Source organism: Luteimonas suaedae (assembly GCF_008312895.1).
Lineage (GTDB): Bacteria > Pseudomonadota > Gammaproteobacteria > Xanthomonadales > Xanthomonadaceae > Luteimonas > Luteimonas suaedae.
In genome coordinates this window covers 285862-300714 of record NZ_VSSP01000003.1, presented here as the reverse complement: position 1 = coordinate 300714, position 14853 = coordinate 285862, and the positions used below count along the sequence as shown (strand labels likewise).

The window sequence follows — 14853 nt, the reverse complement described above, 5'->3', positions numbered from 1 at the left end:
CGCTCTAGTTCCGCGCGATTCGACGGAAAGCGACGAGCAGCAGCAGCGCCGCCAACGACCACAGCGTCAGCAGCGGCCAGCGCAGCGCCTGCCAGACCGATTGCGGAGCGGGTTCGACGAACCCGAAGCGCGGCAGCGCCGCTAGCGTCTGCGCATCGAGTTTCCCGCCGCCGAGCATCATGCGGCCGGTGCGCTCGCGGAAACGGCGGAAGTAATCGCGCGCCTGCGCCACGAAGGCCGTATTGCGGGATTCGTCGGTGCCCGCGGCGGCGGCCAGTCCGCGCTGCACCATCAGCGCGGGCGAGGCGTATTGCCAGCGCGCGACCAGCGCGTGCTGCGCGGCCAGCGCCTGGTTGAAGCGCGCGACCACCGGGGCGACGGCCTCGTCCACCGCACGCGAGGTCAGGAACGAGTTCCGCGCCCAGACCGGCAGGTCGGCGTTCGCGGCGGGATCGAGATCGGGGTGCTCGTGGGTGTATTCGCCGAGCAGCGCTGCGCTGTGCGCCCGCGATTTCCTGTCTGCGTGCCGTCGCGATCAGCTCGAAGCGCGACGGCGGGCGATGCGCGTCGCGCGACAGCAGGCCGACCAGCGCCGGGATCGCCAGCACCAGCAGCACCCACGCGGCCAGCAATGCCAGCAGGGTCTGGCCGTCGCGCAGCTTCCAGGTGCCGATCCAGGCCGCCAGCGCCCACCAGAACGCGCCGTAGCCCAGGATCAGCAGCACCGCCCAGCCGAAGCGGACGGCGCGTTGCGGCGAATCGACGGCCTGCGCGCCGCGGGCCGCGTTCAACAGCAGCACCAGGCTCGCTCGGGAGCAGCCGCCCCGCCAGCAGCCAACCGGGCGCGACCTGCTGGACCGCCAGGATCCGGTCCAGCCCGCGTTCGCGCTCGTCGGCCAGCAGCCCGTAGCCGAGCGCGATGATCAGCAGCGGCAGCAGCGTCTGCACGACGAAGGCGAGATCGAAGGCGCGGATATACGCCGCCGTACTGAAGCCGGTCATGTCCCGCGCATGATGCCCATCAAGGCAGTTTTCGCCCGGTGCTGGCAAAGTGTGCGATTCCCTGCTTGCGAGACGACATGAATCGACCCTCTTCGTTCGACCGCGAACAGCTGCTGGCCTGCGCCCGCGGCGAGATGTTCGGTGCCGAAAACGCCCGCCTGCCGCTGCCGCCGATGCTGATGTTCGACCGCATCACCGAGATCTCCACCGAGGGTGGCCGCTACGGCAAGGGCGTCATCCGCGCCGAGCTCGACATCAGGCCGGACCTGTGGTTCTTCGAGAGCCATTTCCATGGCGACCCGGTGATGCCCGGCTGCCTCGGGCTGGACGCCATGTGGCAGCTGTGCGGCTTCTATCTGCCGTGGCTGGGCGAGACCGGCCGCGGCCGCGCGTTGGGCGTGGGCCAGGTAAAATTCACCGGGCAGGTGCTGCCCGACGCCAAGGTGGTCGGCTACGAGGTCGACATCCGTCGGGTGATGCGCGGCAAGCTGGTGCTGGTCATCGGCGAAGGCCGCACGCTGGTGGACGGGCGTGAGATCTACACCGCCTCGGACCTGCGCGTGGCGCTGTTCCGTTCGACAGAGGGTTTTTGAGATGCATCCGCTCGAGACGAAGCGTGTCGTGGTGACCGGACTGGGCGTGGTGTCGTGCCTGGGCAACGACGCGGCCAGCGTCGCCGAATCCTTGCGCCTGGGCCGTTCCGGCATCCGCGCCGTGCCCGAATACGCCGAGCTCGGCCTGCGCAGCCAGGTGGCCGGCGTTCCGCAGATCGACCTGACGGCGCAGATCGACCGCAAGCTGAAGCGCTTCATGGGCGATGCCGCCGCCTACGCCTACGTGGCGATGCGCGATGCGATCGCCGATGCCGGGCTCGACGAAACGATCCTGCACGACCCCCGCACCGGCCTGATCGCCGGTTCCGGCGGCGGCTCGCCGCAGTGGCAGATCGAGACCGCCGACCTGCTGCGCAACCGCGGCGTGCGCAAGATCGGCCCGTACATGGTGCCGCGCTCGATGGGCTCGACCGTCTCGGCCACGCTGTCCACCGCGTTCGGCATCCGCGGCGTGAGCTATTCGATCTCGGCCGCCTGCGCCACCTCGGCGCACTGCATCGGCGCCGGCGCCGACATGATCCGCCACGGCATCCAGGACGTGGTGCTGGCCGGCGGCGGCGAGGAGCTGCACTGGGCGATGACCGCGCAGTTCGATGCGATGGGCGCGCTGTCGACACGGCACAACGACACCCCTGCCACCGCCTCGCGCCCGTACGACGCCGACCGCGACGGTTTCGTCATCGCCGGCGGCGGCGGCATGCTGGTGCTGGAGGACTACGAGCACGCGCGTGCGCGCGGCGCCGACATCATCGCCGAGCTGGTCGGCTACGGCGTCACCTCCGACGGCGTCGACATGGTGGCGCCCTCGGGCGAGGGCGCGGTGCGTTGCATGCGGATGGCGATGGAGGGCGTGGCGGGGCGTGCCGTCGGCGACATCGACTACCTCAACACCCACGGCACCTCGACGCCGGTCGGCGACGTGATCGAGTTGCAGGCGGTGCGCGACGTGTTCGGCGACCGGGTGCCGCCGCTGTCGTCGACCAAGGCGCTCAGCGGCCATTCGCTGGGCGCGGCCAGCGTGCATGAGGCGATCTACTGCCTGTTGATGATGCAGCATGGCTTCATCGCCGGCTCGGCCAATATCGAACATCCGGATCCGAAGGTGGAGGGATATCCGATCGTGCGCGAGAGCCGCGACGCCAGGCTCGACACGGTGATGTCGAACAGCTTCGGCTTCGGCGGTACCAATGCCAGCCTGGTGTTCGCGCGCGCCAGCTGAGTTCGCCCGCGCCAGCTCCCGGCGCGCCGTGCGGCGTCCCGCGGTACGTTTGGTACAGGCGAATCGCGGCGGTGAGCGATTCGCCACGGCCCCGCCCCCGCGCCCACGGCGACGACCGGCCGGTCGTCGCCGGCCCGGGCCGGCGCGGCCGCCGCCTGACGAGTTCAGGCGATCGCCGTTCCGCATCGAAGGGATGTGCGCGATCACCTAGGTCCGATTGATCGAAATCCCGCCGTCCACGCGCATTGCGCTGCCGGTGACGAAGCTGGAGGCATCGGAGGCGAGGAACAGCGCGGCCTCGGCGATCTCTGCCGGGGCGGCAATGCGCTTGAGCGCGTGCATGCCTTCGACGAATGCGCGCGAATCCGGCGATTCGGTGAAGTCGCGCGCGCCCGGAGTGTCGGTGCCGCCGGGCAGCAGGGCGTTGACGCGTACGCCACGCGGGCCGGCCTCGGCGGCGAGCACCTGGGTCAGGCCGATCACGCCGGCCTTGGCCGCGGCGTAGGCGGCCATGCCGGGCATGCCGACGGTGTGGCCGACGAAGGTCGAGGTGAAGATGATCGAGCCGCGGCCGGCGTCGAGCATCGCCGCCATCTGCCGCCGTGCGCCGAGGAACATGCTGGTCAGGTTGGTGTCGAGGGTGTCGCGCCAGTCCGCCAGCGTCATGTCGGTGGCCGGGCCCATCGCACCGGTGCTGCCGGCATTGTTGAAGGCGATATCGAGCCTGCCGAAGCGCGTCAGGGCGGTGTCCACCAGGATGTCGGCGTAGGCCTCGTCGCGCACGTCGCCGGCGCAGGCGGTCGCTTCGCCGCCGGCCCGTTCGATCTCGTCGACCAGTTGCGCGAGCGCGTCGCTGCGGCGGGCGCCCACGACCAGCCGCGCCCCCTCGCGCGCGAACAGCAACGCCGCGGCGCGGCCGATGCCGGAACTCGCGCCGGTGATGATCGCCGTTCTTCCGGCCAGTGCCTGTTCTGCCATGTCGGCTTCTCCAGTGTGGAATGCGGACACTCTGCGGAGCGGGCACGGGCAATGCTCGCCGGAATCGGCCATGGCACCCGGCCGGCGAGGTGCCGATGCCGGGCGTTCAGGGGTGGCTCGGGTGCACTTGTGCCGGTACGGCGTTATCGTCTGCCGACACGTGACCGAGAAGGCTGACATGCATCCGGACACCGACCAATACAACCAGTCTCTTGCCGCCGCCGATCACGAGATCTGCGACTTGCTGGCGCGCGAGATCGATCGCCACCTGCCCGAGGCGGAGAACCGCATCTGGCATGCGCATCCGGTGTGGTTCCTGGATGGCAACCCGGTGGTCGGCTACAGCAAGCTGAAGCACTGCGTGCGGCTGCTGTTCTGGAGCGGCCAGTCGTTCGAAGAGAGTGGCTTGGCGAAGGAGGGCACGTTCAAGGCTGCCGAGGCGCGTTACACCGCGATCGAGCAGGTCGATGTCGCGGATCTTGCGCGCTGGCTGGGCAAGGCCCGTGAGATCCAGTGGGACTACAGGAACATCGTCCGCCGCAAGGGCCGGCTGGAGCGGCTGAAGTAACGCGGACACCCACAGCGCCGCGCTATGATGGCGCGAGCGCACCGGACGGGGATCGCCGGTCACGCGCGTTCCGGGGGCTGGATCGACATCGATAACTGGGCATCGTCCGGGGGGGCGGAATGGTCAAGAAGCTATTGGTCGTGCTGGCGCTGGCAATCGCGGGCCTGGTGGCCCATGACTACAGCAGGCGCATTTCCGAGGCGGACATCCGCACGCACTACCGGGAACAGATCGACGCGTTGCACGCGTTCGACAGCGAGGCCATCTGCGCGACGATGGCCGAGGACTTCCGCCTCGATGATGTCCAGCACGCGACCGGGGAAGCCCATCCCTCCACCCTGGATCGGGCGGCGGCCTGCCGGCAGATGGAAGACGCGATCGCGCTGTTGCGCATGCTGTCCAACCGGACGGGCGGCATGCTCGCGATCGAGTTCGCCTACGAGATCACCCGGGTCGAGATCTCGCCGGATGGGCGCCGGGCGCTGGTGGAAGCGACCAGCACCGCCAAGATCGGTGGACGGCTGCTGTCGCGCAGCCGGTCGAAGGATTCCCTGTCGCGATCCCTGTGGCGCGTCAGGAGCCACGGCGGCGAGTCCCAGACCTGGAACTACGGCGGCTGAGGAGACGCGCCGGCCCGGGTGCACGGGCGCTGGGGCGGCGCGCGCGCACCGACGCTGTCGCCGACCACCGGGGCGCTGGTCCGAAGCGTTCGGCGGCGATGAACCGGTCGCGGTCGGGCGCGTCGTGACCGCGCCACCGCGGTTCAGGACTCCCCGAAACCGCGGCTCGAATGTGCGGCGGCACGCGGCGCCGGCGGTTCTTCTATCGCCGCGCCGGCCAGTAGCGGATCACCGTGCGGGGGCGTGCGTTCGCCGTCGTCCTCCTGCAGCGATGACCGGCCGGTGCCTGCCTGGCGCCGCTGCCATGCCCGATACGCGAGATAGCCGATCGCGCCGACCGTGAACATCCTCAGAACACCCATGTGGGATCTCCTTCGTGTCTGGACCGGGGCTCAGGATGGGCGGCCGGAGGTGATTCCGCCGTGACCTCCATGGTCGCCCGCCCGAGTTCAGGCGACCACGAGCCCCGGAAAGGAGGCAAAGCGTGACAGGCACGAATGACGCTTGCCCAAGCACCGTCATTCCCGCGAAAGCGGGAATCCAGGGACGTCAAGCCATCGGAAATCAACGTCCTCGATTCCCGCCTTCGCGGGAATGACGGCCAAAAGCAGAACGTTGCCGAGAACGTGCCATTCATGTCGGGGCAAGGACGGCCAACCTGCAAGCAAGGCTTTCATGAGCCGACGACCGAGAATGGCCTTCACAGGCCCACGCCCTATCCCCGCGCCGCCACCTCGTCCACGTGCCGCAGCAGGTCGGCGGGATCCTCGTAGACGCGGAACGCGCCCGAGCGCTCCAGTTCCTCCAGGCCGTAGCCGCCCGACAGCAGGCCGACCCCAAGCGCGCGGGCGCGCTGGGCGGCGAGCATGTCCCAGACGCTGTCGCCGATCACCAGAGAGTGGACGATGTCCACGCCGAGGCGTTCGGCGGCGGCGATGAACAAGTCCGGGTCGGGCTTGGCGTGGCGGACCTGGTCGCGGGTCACGACAGGCACCTTGCCCGGGTCGACGCCGAGCGCCTCCAGGTTGGCGGCGGCGGTCGCCATGCGGCCGCTGGTGGCGATGGCCCAGGGGATGCCGCTGTCCTGCAGGAAGGCGAGCAGTTCGCGCGCCCCGGGCAGCGGACGGATGGCGCCCTGCGCCGCCTGACGGTTGAACGCGTCGGCATGGCGCTGGCGCAGCCGCGTCAGGCGCTCCTCGGTGATCTCCAGGTCGGTCTCGCGCAGCAGGATGTTGGTGAACAGGCCGCCGCTCATGCCGATCTTGCGGTGGATCCGCCAGACCGCCAGCTCCACGCCTTCCGCATCCAGCGCCTCCTTCCAGGCGAGCACGTGCTGGTAGACGCTGTCGACCAGGGTGCCGTCGAGATCGAACAGGAAGGCGGTGGAGGAGCGGGGCATGGGCCTAGTAAAACACGGGCGTGCGACGCGGTGGTCCGAACCAGGTGGTGAGGGCATCGGCAAGTCCCAGGTCCGTGCCATCTCCCACCCAGGCCACGTATCCATCGGGCCGGATCAACACGGCAGTGGGTGCAGTGACCGCCCCGAGTACCGGAAGCTCCCAAGTGCCCATGTATTTGGCGTCGACCAACTGCACCCGATCTGCCCAGGGCGTGATATCGAAGCCGCCGCGCCCACCGAGGTCGAGCAGCACCGGCCGGGCGCCGTGCAGCAGGGTGAAGACCCGCAGCGGACCGTTGGCGGTGACCAGGTCGAGATCGGGCATGCGGCGCCCGAGCAGCGAGTGTCCCTCGCCGAGGTCGTAGCGGATGTCCAGGCCGAACATCATCGCGGCGAACCGCCTGCGCGATTCGTCGGTCATGAGGAGCTCGGCAATGGTGTCGCGCAAGGCCGCCATGCGGTCGTCCGGCCGCCGCAGCGCGACGTGCGCCATCGTGGTGCGCAGGACGCGGGCAGCGACCGGATGGCGCTCGGCGTGGTAGGTCTCCAGCAGGCTGTCCGGGGATGTCCGCTTGACCACCTGGGCCAGTTTCCATCCCAGGTTCACCGCATCCTGCACGCCGACCTGGAGGCCCTGCGCCCCATCCGGGGAATGCACGTGCGCGGCGTCGCCGGCCAGCAGGACCCGTCGGTCGCGGTAGGCCGCCGCCTGCCGGGCCGTGTCGGTGAACCGGGAGATCCACGTGGGGCTGTGAACGCCGTAGTCGGTCCCGTAGACGGCGATGAGCGCCTCGCTGAGATCGCGCAGGGTGGCTACTTCGCTCGCCGGCCGGAGGTGCCTTTCCGTCACCATCACCCGCACCGGACCGGTGTCCGCATAAACCACCTCGCCGTCGCGGATCTCGTACGCCACCCTGCCGAGGCCATGAATGCCGATGGCGTCCTGACGGGTGCCCCATTCCGGCTCCTCGGCCAGCTCGACCTCGGCGATCAGGCTGCTCGTCGTCGGATCCCATCCCGGGAACGCGATACCCGCTGCCTTGCGAACCAGGCTGCGTCCGCCATCGCACCCGACGAGATATTCCGCCCGCAGCGACCGACCGTCGGACAGCGCGACGTCGACGCCGGTCTCGTCCTGCACCAGACCCGTCACCTCGCGTCCGCGATGGATCGCCACCGACGACTCGCCGACCCACTCGGCCAGGATGCGCTCGATGTGGTTCTGCCACAGGCCGAGCGAGTAGGGATGTCGGGTAGGAAAGTCGCTGATGTCAAAAGGGACCCCGGAGAACTGGCCGACCTGCCGAGCCACCTGTCCCTCCGAGAGGAACCGATCGGCGATTCCCCGCTGATCGAGGACCTCGATGGTGCGCGAGTGCAGACCGCCCGCACGCGAGCCGGGCAGGTCCTGGCTGGCGCGCCGCTCGACGATGGCGACATCGACCCCCGCCAATGCCAGCTCGCCCGCCAACATCAGTCCCGTCGGACCGCCTCCCGCAATCACCACCGCATGGTCCGTCATCGCCGTGCTCCGATCCGCGTCGCGCATCCCGCCACCAGCGCATCACATCGCCCGGCATCGAGTACCCGCAACCGCGCGGCGGATTCAACCGCCGGTTCGACGTCCATACGCAGCCCACCTTTCGATGACAGCACGCTCATTTCGCTACTCCGGGTTTCATGGGTCGGATTTCGACTGGCGATTAAGCGACACGGCCAGGGGCTTGCCGCAAGCCACCGGTGCGATAAGATGCTGAAAGGGGAAAGACGCGCTGGCCTGGATGCCGTGGTCGGCCAATCGCGATGCACTGCCGTGTTGTCATGCAAGTCGTGACAGAGTCACGGCTTATCGCGACGAGTCGCAGCTTCCGACACAAAGTACAGGACCACTCTCCCGTCCTCGGCAGGCAATGATGACGTGTGCTGCAGGCCCGCCTTCAGCAGAACGCGCCGCGAAGGCAGGTTTTCGGCATAGACGGTGGCAACGACGCGGGAAAGCCCGACAGGCCCGTGGGCGTAGGCCAACATCGCCCGCGCCGCCTCCGTGGCGTACCCACGCCCCCAACTCGATCGACCGAAGGCGTACTTGAGCTCCGCCTCGGGCTGGTTGTCCGGATGGACCAGTCCGCAGAACCCGACCACCCTGTTGCTTCCATGCTCGATGATTGCCGACATCCCGTAGCCGCGGCTGCGGTAGTTTCCTGCGCTCACTTCGATCCATCTCTTGCAGTCCTCCCGGGTCAGCGGCTGCCCATCGCCGACCCAGCGCATTGCGTCAGCGTCACCATAGACCTCGAGCAATGCGGGCACGTCGCTTGCCAGGAGGTGACGCCCGACCAAACGCTTCGCGTTGAATATGACTCGTCCCATCTGCGACATAGGCTTTCCCGCGTTTCTTGGCGTCCGCGCGCGCTGCGCCGGCATCCGCTTCTGCTGCGCAGCATTACAATCGCGCCCCGAGCATGATCTCACCCGGACAACATCAGGCCCTGTGCCGGGCGCGCCGCCGACTGCAGGAGACCGAACTCCAAACCCATGAGTTCCGTTTTCGGCTGGCGGCGACACGGCCAAGGGCCTGCCGCAAGCCCCGAGTGCGATAAGATGCTGAAAGGGGAAGGGCATGTTCCTCCTGTCCGGCCATCGTCCGTCGTGGACGGGCAATCGCCTCGAGAGCGCCATGCCACGCGAGGCCCAAAGGGAATCTTCCGTGGGCCTGCGGAGGTAGGTCGCGGACCTCGGAATTCCTCACCCGCTTCAGTTGGTGGGTCATGACACGGGACAACCAAGTCGCCAACAGACCTGCATTGGCCGCACTGGCGATCGTTTCCTGGGCGGGCGTCCTGCTCCAGTTGTGGTTGTCCGTCGACATGGCCCTGGCGAATGGCAAGACCGCAGGTGATGGCGTCGTGGCCTTCCTTGGCTATTTCACCGTCCTGAGCAACTTGTTCGTTGCACTGAGCGCCACGTTGCCGCTCGTCGTCCGCTCCAGCGGGCCCGGATCCTGGTTCGGAAAGCCCATGGTGCTTGGCTGCGCGACCACGGCCATCCTACTGGTGGGCATTGCCTACCATCTGCTTCTGCGCGATGTCTGGGCGCCGCAAGGCCTCCAGTTGCTCGCGGACAGCGTGCTCCACTACGTGGTGCCGGTTTCGGCATTGGCGTACTGGGCGCTCTATGCATCCCGGAACAGGCTCGGCTTCCTGGCGCCGCTCGTCTGGTGTCTTTATCCCGCGGGCTACTTGATCTATGCGCTCGTCCGTGGAGCAGCGCTGGGATCGTATCCCTATCACTTCATCGATGTGACGAGCCTGGGGTATCGCCAGGTATTGGTTAACGGGTTCGGCTTGCTGGTGGCGTTCCTCGTGCTCGGCGCGTTCGTTGTTGCCATCACGTTGATCCGCAATCGTTTTCCGCCCATGCCCTGACCGGCGGCCTTCGCCGTTCAGGGCACGCGGGTGAAGGTGGTGGTCTGTAGGATCGGGCGGCCGTCCTTGCCGAAGAAGGCCTTGGTCTCGGTCAGCGTCCCGCCGTCCCCGGTCACGGAGTAGACACGCGTGGATGCCGGCGTGCCGTGATCGACCAGTTGCACCACCAGCACGTTCGGGGCGGGCATCTTCATGGCCGAAACGTCGGCCCAGTAATTGCCGGTGACCGGCCCGGGCGTGCCGTCGAGGGGCAGCGTCGCTTCGGCGTGCATCTTGCCGCCATCATGGTCGACGATCTCGATCCGCGTAGACCATTTCCCGCCGCCCGCATCGTGGAAATCGAGGATCACGCTTTTAGGACGCGCTTCCGGCGGCATCGGCAATGTCGCGACATCGATCGCCCAGCGACCCGCCAGGGGCGACGCGGCCGGTGATTCGGCGAATGCCGGTACGGCCTGGGGCACGATCGCAGCCAGCAACCCCGCGAGCATCGTCTTCATGAGACCTCCGTGGAGAGAAGCGGGTTCAACGTATCCCGTTGCGGTGCGATGTGAAGCCGGCAGGGGCGGCGATGCCATCGAAGGACGCATCGGCAAACGTCCTGCCAAGGACGCTCGGTTGTGGCCGGAAACGGACATTTCCGCGAGCGGTAGCTTTCGGTCCAGGCAGGCGCTGATGCACGTGGCCTATGCGCCATAGCGAAATCGACTCGGGCTCACCTTCATGATCGTTCGGAATACGCGGGAGAAATGACTCGGACTTTCAAAGCCGACGCTGGCGGCGACCTCGAAGATGCTCAGGCTGCCTTCGGCGAGCAGCCGCCGCGCTCGTTCGACACGCCGTTTCTGGATGAAGGCATGCGGGGTCTCGCCCAGGCTGGCGCGGAACGCACGGTGCAGGTGGCCCATGGAAATGCCGGCGACCATGGCCAGATCGGCGACCAGGATGCGCTGTGACAGATGGGCGTCGACATACTCTCGCAATCTGCGGATCTGCCATGGCGGCAGCGCGTGCGCGGGTGCTCTTGCCATGGCGGGAGCAGCGGCGTAGCGGTGGGCCAGTACCCTGGCGATGGTGGTCGTGAGCGCATCGCAGTAGTCGGACTCGGGCGTGGCGTTCTCGGACACTTCGCGCGAAAGTTCGGCGACCAGCTGTGCCAGCAGCGGGTCGCGCACATTGGTGAAGGCGGGGATATCGACCCGGGTGCCTCCTTCCGGGGATGCGAACTGGTCGAGCAACCGGGGGCGCAGGGAAACGGTCGCCCAGGCGGCCTGCACGTCGCGCATGGCCATTCGCCGCGGGCATCCGGCGGGCAGGAACGAGATCGATCCGGAAAAGTCCGCGCCGACGTATCGGTGCCCGCATTCGGTAGTCACCTCCAGCGTGCGCGCACCTCCCCCGAGGGTGACGAGCAACAGGGCATGTGGCACATGGATGCGGCCTTCCACATCCGCGGTGAACTTCCGACGACCCGAGTCGAAGGCCCCGCCGGGCCATGCGTAGTGGCGCCAGTCCTGCGCCATCGGCTCCACCCTGCGCACGAAAAGCGATTCCGGCATCGGTAGTTCTTCAGTGCGTCGGTAAAACCAGTGTAGGAACGCGGGCGAAGGGTGTCAAAGCACGGCGATGTCACGAACAGGCAAGTCGGCGCAGGATCCGGTCAGAAAGTGCGCAGGGGTTCTTCTACGGTTCCAGACTCGAGACGTCATACCGGAACGACATGATGGAACCGGCAGATTCGAACACGCCATTCATGAGCCGCCGACAGGCGCTAAAGCTCCTCGGCGCCGGTATAGCCAGCGCGGCGCTGCCCCTTCCCGGCCGGCTGTCGGCGGCTCCTCGAACGGCCGAGGTCGACCCGGGCTCGATCACCCGCAGTTTCCCGCGAGGCGGGCCCCGGGTGCCGGCCATCGGGCTGGGGACGTTCATGACTTTCGATCTTCTGCCCGGCCAGCCGCGCGATCATCTGCGCGAGGTGTTTCGGCGGTTCTGGGCAGCGGGAGGGCGTCAAGTCGACACCTCGCCCCTGTACGGTGCAGCCGAAACCAACGTGGGCGACTTCGCCGAATCGCTCGGCGTCGGGCAACGGCTGTTCGTCAGCAACAAGGTATGGGCCACAGGCGATTATCTGGGCAGCGCCGATCAGGCCGAACTCGGCTTCGCGCAGTCGCAACAGCGGCTGTGGCGCAGCGGCCTGGACGTGATGCAATGCCACAACCTGGTCAACGTGGACGTCGTGGTTCCGCTCTTGCAGCGGTGGAAGCGCGAAGGTCGGATCAAGTACGTCGGCATTTCGCATCATGAGATCGAATATTTCGACTCGCTGACGACGTGGATCGAGAAAGGCCAGGTGGATGTCGTGCAGGTGCGCTATTCGCTGGCCACGCGCCAGGCCGAAACCGGCGTGCTGCGCGCCGCGGACGAACATGGCGTAGCCGTGATGGCCGCGATGCCCTTGGAGAAAGCCAGGCTGCATCAACTCGTGGCCGGCCGGCCGCTGCCGTCGTTCGCCGCAGAGCTGGGAATCGAAACCTGGTCGCAATACTTTCTGAAATGGGTGATTTCGCACCCGGCGGTCACTTGCGCGCTTCCGGCCACCAGCAATCCGGCGCATCTGGTCGAGAACATGGGCGCCATGCGCGGCCCGCTGCCGGACCCGCCGATGCGCCAGCGCATGCTTGCGCACGTCCAGGCCATACCGGGCTTCGATGCGCTGGAAAGCAGACCCTGGTATCCGCAGAAGACCTATCCCGGGCTGGTCAGCGCGGCGCTGCAGGAACTGCGCGGGCCATGACCGTTCCCTGGAACCGTTCACAGGAGCCGTATCACCGAGATCCTCCTGCTGATCGGATGTGCCACAGCTTCGAAGGGGTAGAGAACATGCAGGCTGGCAACATGGATGAACATTCAGGTGTAAGCCGTCGCGATGTCATACGCAACGGCCTGCTTGCTACCGTAGCGGCAGGCTTCGGGATCGCGTCCATGCCGGGCGCGAAGGCCCGGGAATCTACGGCGTCGGGTGTTCTCGATGGGAAGGTGGCGCTTGTGACCGGCGCCGCACGGGGCATTGGGCGGGCGATAGCGGAGCAGTACGCGCGCGCGGGTGCAGCCGTCGCGATGCTCGATCTTGCAGACCCGGATGCCGTCCCACCGGTGGATGGCTTTCGAACGGCAAATATGCAGGAATTCGATGACGCCGTTGCAGCGGTTGAGGCGTTCGGTGGCCACGTTCTGAAGATTCAGGCCGACGTTCGCTCTCCCGGAGGCATGGAGGTCGTTGTAGGACAGGTGGTCGCGGGTCTCGGTGGCCTTGACACGGTGGTGGCCAATGCCGGTTATGTACGGTGGCACCCGTTCGCGGATGGTACGGAACTCGACTGGAAGAGTGTTTACGACGTCAACGTCCACGGTGTGTTCAACACCTTCCGCGCCGCGATTCCGGCGCTGCGCCAACGCGGTGGCGGCCGATTGATCGCAATTTCCTCTATCAGCGGGCGCCAGGGTGTTCCGGGCAATGGTGCCTACACCTCGACGAAGTGGGCGGTGATTGGCCTTGTAAAGCAGGCGGCAATCGAACTCGGTCCAGAAAAGATCACGGTGAATGCAATCGCGCCCGGACCGGTCGACACGCCGATGTACCGGTCCGAGGGGCAGTTGCGATCCATGGGGCTGTCGACCGCGGAGGAGCAGGACCGCGTCGTTGGCGCAATGCTGCCGGTCGGCGATAAATCTGCGCTCGCGCCGAACGATATCGCCGATGCCGCCGTCTTTCTTGCAAGCGATTTCGCAGCCTCGATCTCCGGCATCTCGCTTGATGTAGCGCTCGGTTATAACGCCTCCTACACAAGTTGATTCCAGGCATCGAGGCCGTACCAGCACCCATCGCTGCTATTTCGATCCACGCCGCCTCCAGTCGTGATCGAAGTCCCTTCCGAAGCGATGTGCTCCAAAAAGCCATACCCGTATAAGCGGAGGACAGCCGATGAAGAAGGAGATGGGGCATGACTTCCAGTGCAGTTTCGCACTCGCGCCGTAGATTCCTGCAAGGCACCGGAGTTTTCTTGGGGTCGATTCCAATGATGGGTTTTGGCATGCCGGCCTCGACCGGGACTTCTTCAGCAAGTGCTGGCGTGTCGGTCCAAAAGGTGCGCTTCACCGTCGGCGACAGTTTCGTCGTCGGCAACCTCTACCTGCCCGCAGACTATATGGGGGGTCGTCGTTACCCGGCTGCGGCCATCGGCGGCTCCCTCACCGCGGTCAAAGAGATGATGGGCGGCATCTATGCCGCCGAGATGGCCAGGCGCGGGTATGTCGCGCTCAGCATTGACTATCGCCATTACGGCGAGAGCGGCGGCGTCGCCCGCCAGTATGAAGATCCCGAAACCAAGGCCGACGACCTGGTCGCTGCCGTCACCTATCTCGCCTCGCGCGAGGATGTGCGCCCGGACGGCATTGGCCTGCTCGGCATCTGCACCTCGGGCGGCACCGTGCTTTACGCGGCCGCTCGGGACGCCAGGGTTGCCGCGGTCGCTTCCGTCGCTGGCCACCTGTCCGAGCCTGCGGTCACCAATCCCATGCTCTATGGCGGCCGGGAAGGGGTTGAGCAGCGCCGTGCGGCCGGCAGGGCGGCTCGCGCGGAGTACGAGCGCACAGGCGAAAACCGGATGGTCCTTGCCTACCACGACACCGACCAAAGTGCCTCGCACGTCGGCCCCATGGAGTACTACATGGACAAGTCACGCGGCGGCGGGGTGCGCGAATGGAAGAATTCCTTCGCGGTCATGTCATGGGAGCCGTGGCTCGATTTCGACCCGATCAGCGAAGCTGCGCGGGTGACGACGCCGGCACTGATCGTCCATTCCGATGGATGCGCGCTGCCGGACCAGGCGCGCAAGGTCCATGATCTGTTGCAGGGGCCCAAGACGCTTCGCTGGACCGACGGTCTTCATTTCGACTTCTACGACGGTGCGAAGGTCCCCGAGGCTGCGGACGCCGTGGCGCAGCATTTCGAAAGATATCTCGCCTGAC

General features: G+C 67.0%; 16 protein-coding genes and 1 pseudogene. 8 read left to right on the top strand and 9 right to left on the bottom strand.

The features are described 5' to 3' along the window. Positions 1 to 4: 4 nt before the first annotated feature. Together FXO19_RS07535 and FXO19_RS07530 are read right to left on the bottom strand one after the other, a co-directional pair. Positions 5 to 490 carry a DUF3526 domain-containing protein gene (locus FXO19_RS07535; protein WP_149194449.1) on the bottom strand — a complete coding sequence of 162 codons (486 nt, stop codon included), beginning with the start codon at positions 488 to 490 and terminating at the stop codon, positions 5 to 7. Then, positions 403 to 1002: an ABC transporter permease gene (locus FXO19_RS07530; protein ID WP_149194448.1), complete on the bottom strand. Its 600-nt coding sequence runs from the start codon at positions 1000 to 1002 to the stop codon at positions 403 to 405. The genes FXO19_RS07535 and FXO19_RS07530 overlap by 88 nt, the downstream gene beginning before the upstream one ends. Before the next feature lie 77 nt (positions 1003 to 1079). On the opposite strand from FXO19_RS07530, the gene fabA reads away from it, so the two are divergent. Beyond that, positions 1080 to 1595: a 3-hydroxyacyl-[acyl-carrier-protein] dehydratase FabA gene (fabA, locus tag FXO19_RS07525; RefSeq protein WP_149194447.1), complete on the top strand. Its 516-nt coding sequence runs from the start codon at positions 1080 to 1082 to the stop codon at positions 1593 to 1595. A gap of 1 nt (position 1596) precedes the next feature. Next, positions 1597 to 2835, top strand: coding sequence for a beta-ketoacyl-ACP synthase I (fabB, locus tag FXO19_RS07520; RefSeq protein ID WP_149194446.1), 1239 nt, complete (start codon positions 1597 to 1599; stop codon positions 2833 to 2835). Positions 2836 to 3042: 207 nt separating this feature from the next. Here the strand turns inward: fabB and FXO19_RS07515 are convergent, their stop codons facing one another. Next, positions 3043 to 3813 (bottom strand): SDR family oxidoreductase, encoded by a 771-nt coding sequence (locus tag FXO19_RS07515; RefSeq protein WP_149194445.1) that lies wholly within the window; start codon positions 3811 to 3813, stop codon positions 3043 to 3045. 178 nt (positions 3814 to 3991) lie between these two features. On the opposite strand from FXO19_RS07515, the gene FXO19_RS07510 reads away from it, so the two are divergent. After that, a complete protein-coding gene (locus FXO19_RS07510) occupies positions 3992 to 4381 on the top strand; it encodes a DUF1801 domain-containing protein (protein ID WP_149194444.1) in 390 nt (129 codons plus the stop codon). Between the two features lie 119 nt (positions 4382 to 4500). Next, positions 4501 to 5001 (top strand): hypothetical protein, encoded by a 501-nt coding sequence (locus FXO19_RS07505; protein WP_149194443.1) that lies wholly within the window; start codon positions 4501 to 4503, stop codon positions 4999 to 5001. A 221-nt stretch (positions 5002 to 5222) separates the two neighbouring features. Here the strand turns inward: FXO19_RS07505 and FXO19_RS19805 are convergent. The 4 genes and pseudogenes from FXO19_RS19805 to FXO19_RS19180 form a co-directional block, all read right to left on the bottom strand. Then, a pseudogene (locus FXO19_RS19805) lies at positions 5223 to 5363 on the bottom strand (DUF4142 domain-containing protein); the annotation flags it as partial. A 353-nt stretch (positions 5364 to 5716) separates the two neighbouring features. Then, on the bottom strand, positions 5717 to 6400 hold the full coding sequence (locus FXO19_RS07495; RefSeq protein WP_149194441.1) for an HAD family hydrolase: 684 nt from the start codon (positions 6398 to 6400) through the stop codon (positions 5717 to 5719). Between the two features lie 4 nt (positions 6401 to 6404). After that, positions 6405 to 7922: an FAD-dependent monooxygenase gene (locus FXO19_RS07490; RefSeq protein ID WP_149194440.1), complete on the bottom strand. Its 1518-nt coding sequence runs from the start codon at positions 7920 to 7922 to the stop codon at positions 6405 to 6407. A gap of 317 nt (positions 7923 to 8239) precedes the next feature. After that, on the bottom strand, positions 8240 to 8779 hold the full coding sequence (locus FXO19_RS19180) for a GNAT family N-acetyltransferase (protein WP_187775677.1): 540 nt from the start codon (positions 8777 to 8779) through the stop codon (positions 8240 to 8242). A 389-nt stretch (positions 8780 to 9168) separates the two neighbouring features. On the opposite strand from FXO19_RS19180, the gene FXO19_RS07480 reads away from it, so the two are divergent. After that, the gene (locus FXO19_RS07480) at positions 9169 to 9825 is read left to right on the top strand and encodes a Pr6Pr family membrane protein (protein WP_149194438.1); all 657 of its coding nucleotides are present in this window, start codon (positions 9169 to 9171) and stop codon (positions 9823 to 9825) included. Positions 9826 to 9842: 17 nt separating this feature from the next. On the opposite strand, the gene FXO19_RS07475 is transcribed toward FXO19_RS07480, so the two are convergent. Both FXO19_RS07475 and FXO19_RS07470 read right to left on the bottom strand, forming a co-directional pair. Further along, positions 9843 to 10325 carry a LuxR family transcriptional regulator gene (locus FXO19_RS07475; protein WP_149194518.1) on the bottom strand — a complete coding sequence of 161 codons (483 nt, stop codon included), beginning with the start codon at positions 10323 to 10325 and terminating at the stop codon, positions 9843 to 9845. Between the two features lie 186 nt (positions 10326 to 10511). Further along, positions 10512 to 11384, bottom strand: coding sequence for a helix-turn-helix domain-containing protein (locus FXO19_RS07470; RefSeq protein ID WP_149194437.1), 873 nt, complete (start codon positions 11382 to 11384; stop codon positions 10512 to 10514). Between the two features lie 164 nt (positions 11385 to 11548). Between FXO19_RS07470 and FXO19_RS07465 the strand changes: the two genes are divergently transcribed. From FXO19_RS07465 to FXO19_RS07455, 3 genes are all read left to right on the top strand, one after another. After that, positions 11549 to 12619 carry an aldo/keto reductase gene (locus FXO19_RS07465; RefSeq protein ID WP_187775682.1) on the top strand — a complete coding sequence of 357 codons (1071 nt, stop codon included), beginning with the start codon at positions 11549 to 11551 and terminating at the stop codon, positions 12617 to 12619. Beyond that, complete coding sequence (locus tag FXO19_RS07460; protein WP_149194435.1) at positions 12616 to 13677, top strand: SDR family oxidoreductase; 1062 nt, start codon at positions 12616 to 12618, stop codon at positions 13675 to 13677. Before FXO19_RS07465 ends, FXO19_RS07460 begins: the two co-directional genes overlap by 4 nt. Positions 13678 to 13826: 149 nt before the next feature. Next, positions 13827 to 14852 carry an alpha/beta hydrolase gene (locus tag FXO19_RS07455; protein ID WP_149194434.1) on the top strand — a complete coding sequence of 342 codons (1026 nt, stop codon included), beginning with the start codon at positions 13827 to 13829 and terminating at the stop codon, positions 14850 to 14852. Position 14853: the final 1 nt, after the last annotated feature.

Bases quoted from the DNA above. Each gene is read 5' to 3' on its own strand.
- FXO19_RS07515 (WP_149194445.1), bottom strand. From the start codon at position 3,813: ATGGCAGAACAGGCACTGGCCGGAAGAACGGCGATCATCACCGGCGCG.
- fabB (WP_149194446.1), top strand. From the start codon at position 1,597: ATGCATCCGCTCGAGACGAAGCGTGTCGTGGTGACCGGACTGGGCGTG.
- FXO19_RS19180 (WP_187775677.1), bottom strand. From the start codon at position 8,779: ATGTCGCAGATGGGACGAGTCATATTCAACGCGAAGCGTTTGGTCGGG.
- FXO19_RS07470 (WP_149194437.1), bottom strand. From the start codon at position 11,384: ATGCCGGAATCGCTTTTCGTGCGCAGGGTGGAGCCGATGGCGCAGGAC.
- FXO19_RS07495 (WP_149194441.1), bottom strand. From the start codon at position 6,400: ATGCCCCGCTCCTCCACCGCCTTCCTGTTCGATCTCGACGGCACCCTG.
- fabA (WP_149194447.1), top strand. From the start codon at position 1,080: ATGAATCGACCCTCTTCGTTCGACCGCGAACAGCTGCTGGCCTGCGCC.
- FXO19_RS07460 (WP_149194435.1), top strand. From the start codon at position 12,616: ATGACCGTTCCCTGGAACCGTTCACAGGAGCCGTATCACCGAGATCCT.
- FXO19_RS07510 (WP_149194444.1), top strand. From the start codon at position 3,992: ATGCATCCGGACACCGACCAATACAACCAGTCTCTTGCCGCCGCCGAT.
- FXO19_RS07505 (WP_149194443.1), top strand. From the start codon at position 4,501: ATGGTCAAGAAGCTATTGGTCGTGCTGGCGCTGGCAATCGCGGGCCTG.
- FXO19_RS07455 (WP_149194434.1), top strand. From the start codon at position 13,827: ATGACTTCCAGTGCAGTTTCGCACTCGCGCCGTAGATTCCTGCAAGGC.
- FXO19_RS07530 (WP_149194448.1), bottom strand. From the start codon at position 1,002: ATGACCGGCTTCAGTACGGCGGCGTATATCCGCGCCTTCGATCTCGCC.
- FXO19_RS07490 (WP_149194440.1), bottom strand. From the start codon at position 7,922: ATGACGGACCATGCGGTGGTGATTGCGGGAGGCGGTCCGACGGGACTG.
- FXO19_RS07465 (WP_187775682.1), top strand. From the start codon at position 11,549: ATGGAACCGGCAGATTCGAACACGCCATTCATGAGCCGCCGACAGGCG.
- FXO19_RS07480 (WP_149194438.1), top strand. From the start codon at position 9,169: ATGACACGGGACAACCAAGTCGCCAACAGACCTGCATTGGCCGCACTG.
- FXO19_RS07475 (WP_149194518.1), bottom strand. From the start codon at position 10,325: ATGAAGACGATGCTCGCGGGGTTGCTGGCTGCGATCGTGCCCCAGGCC.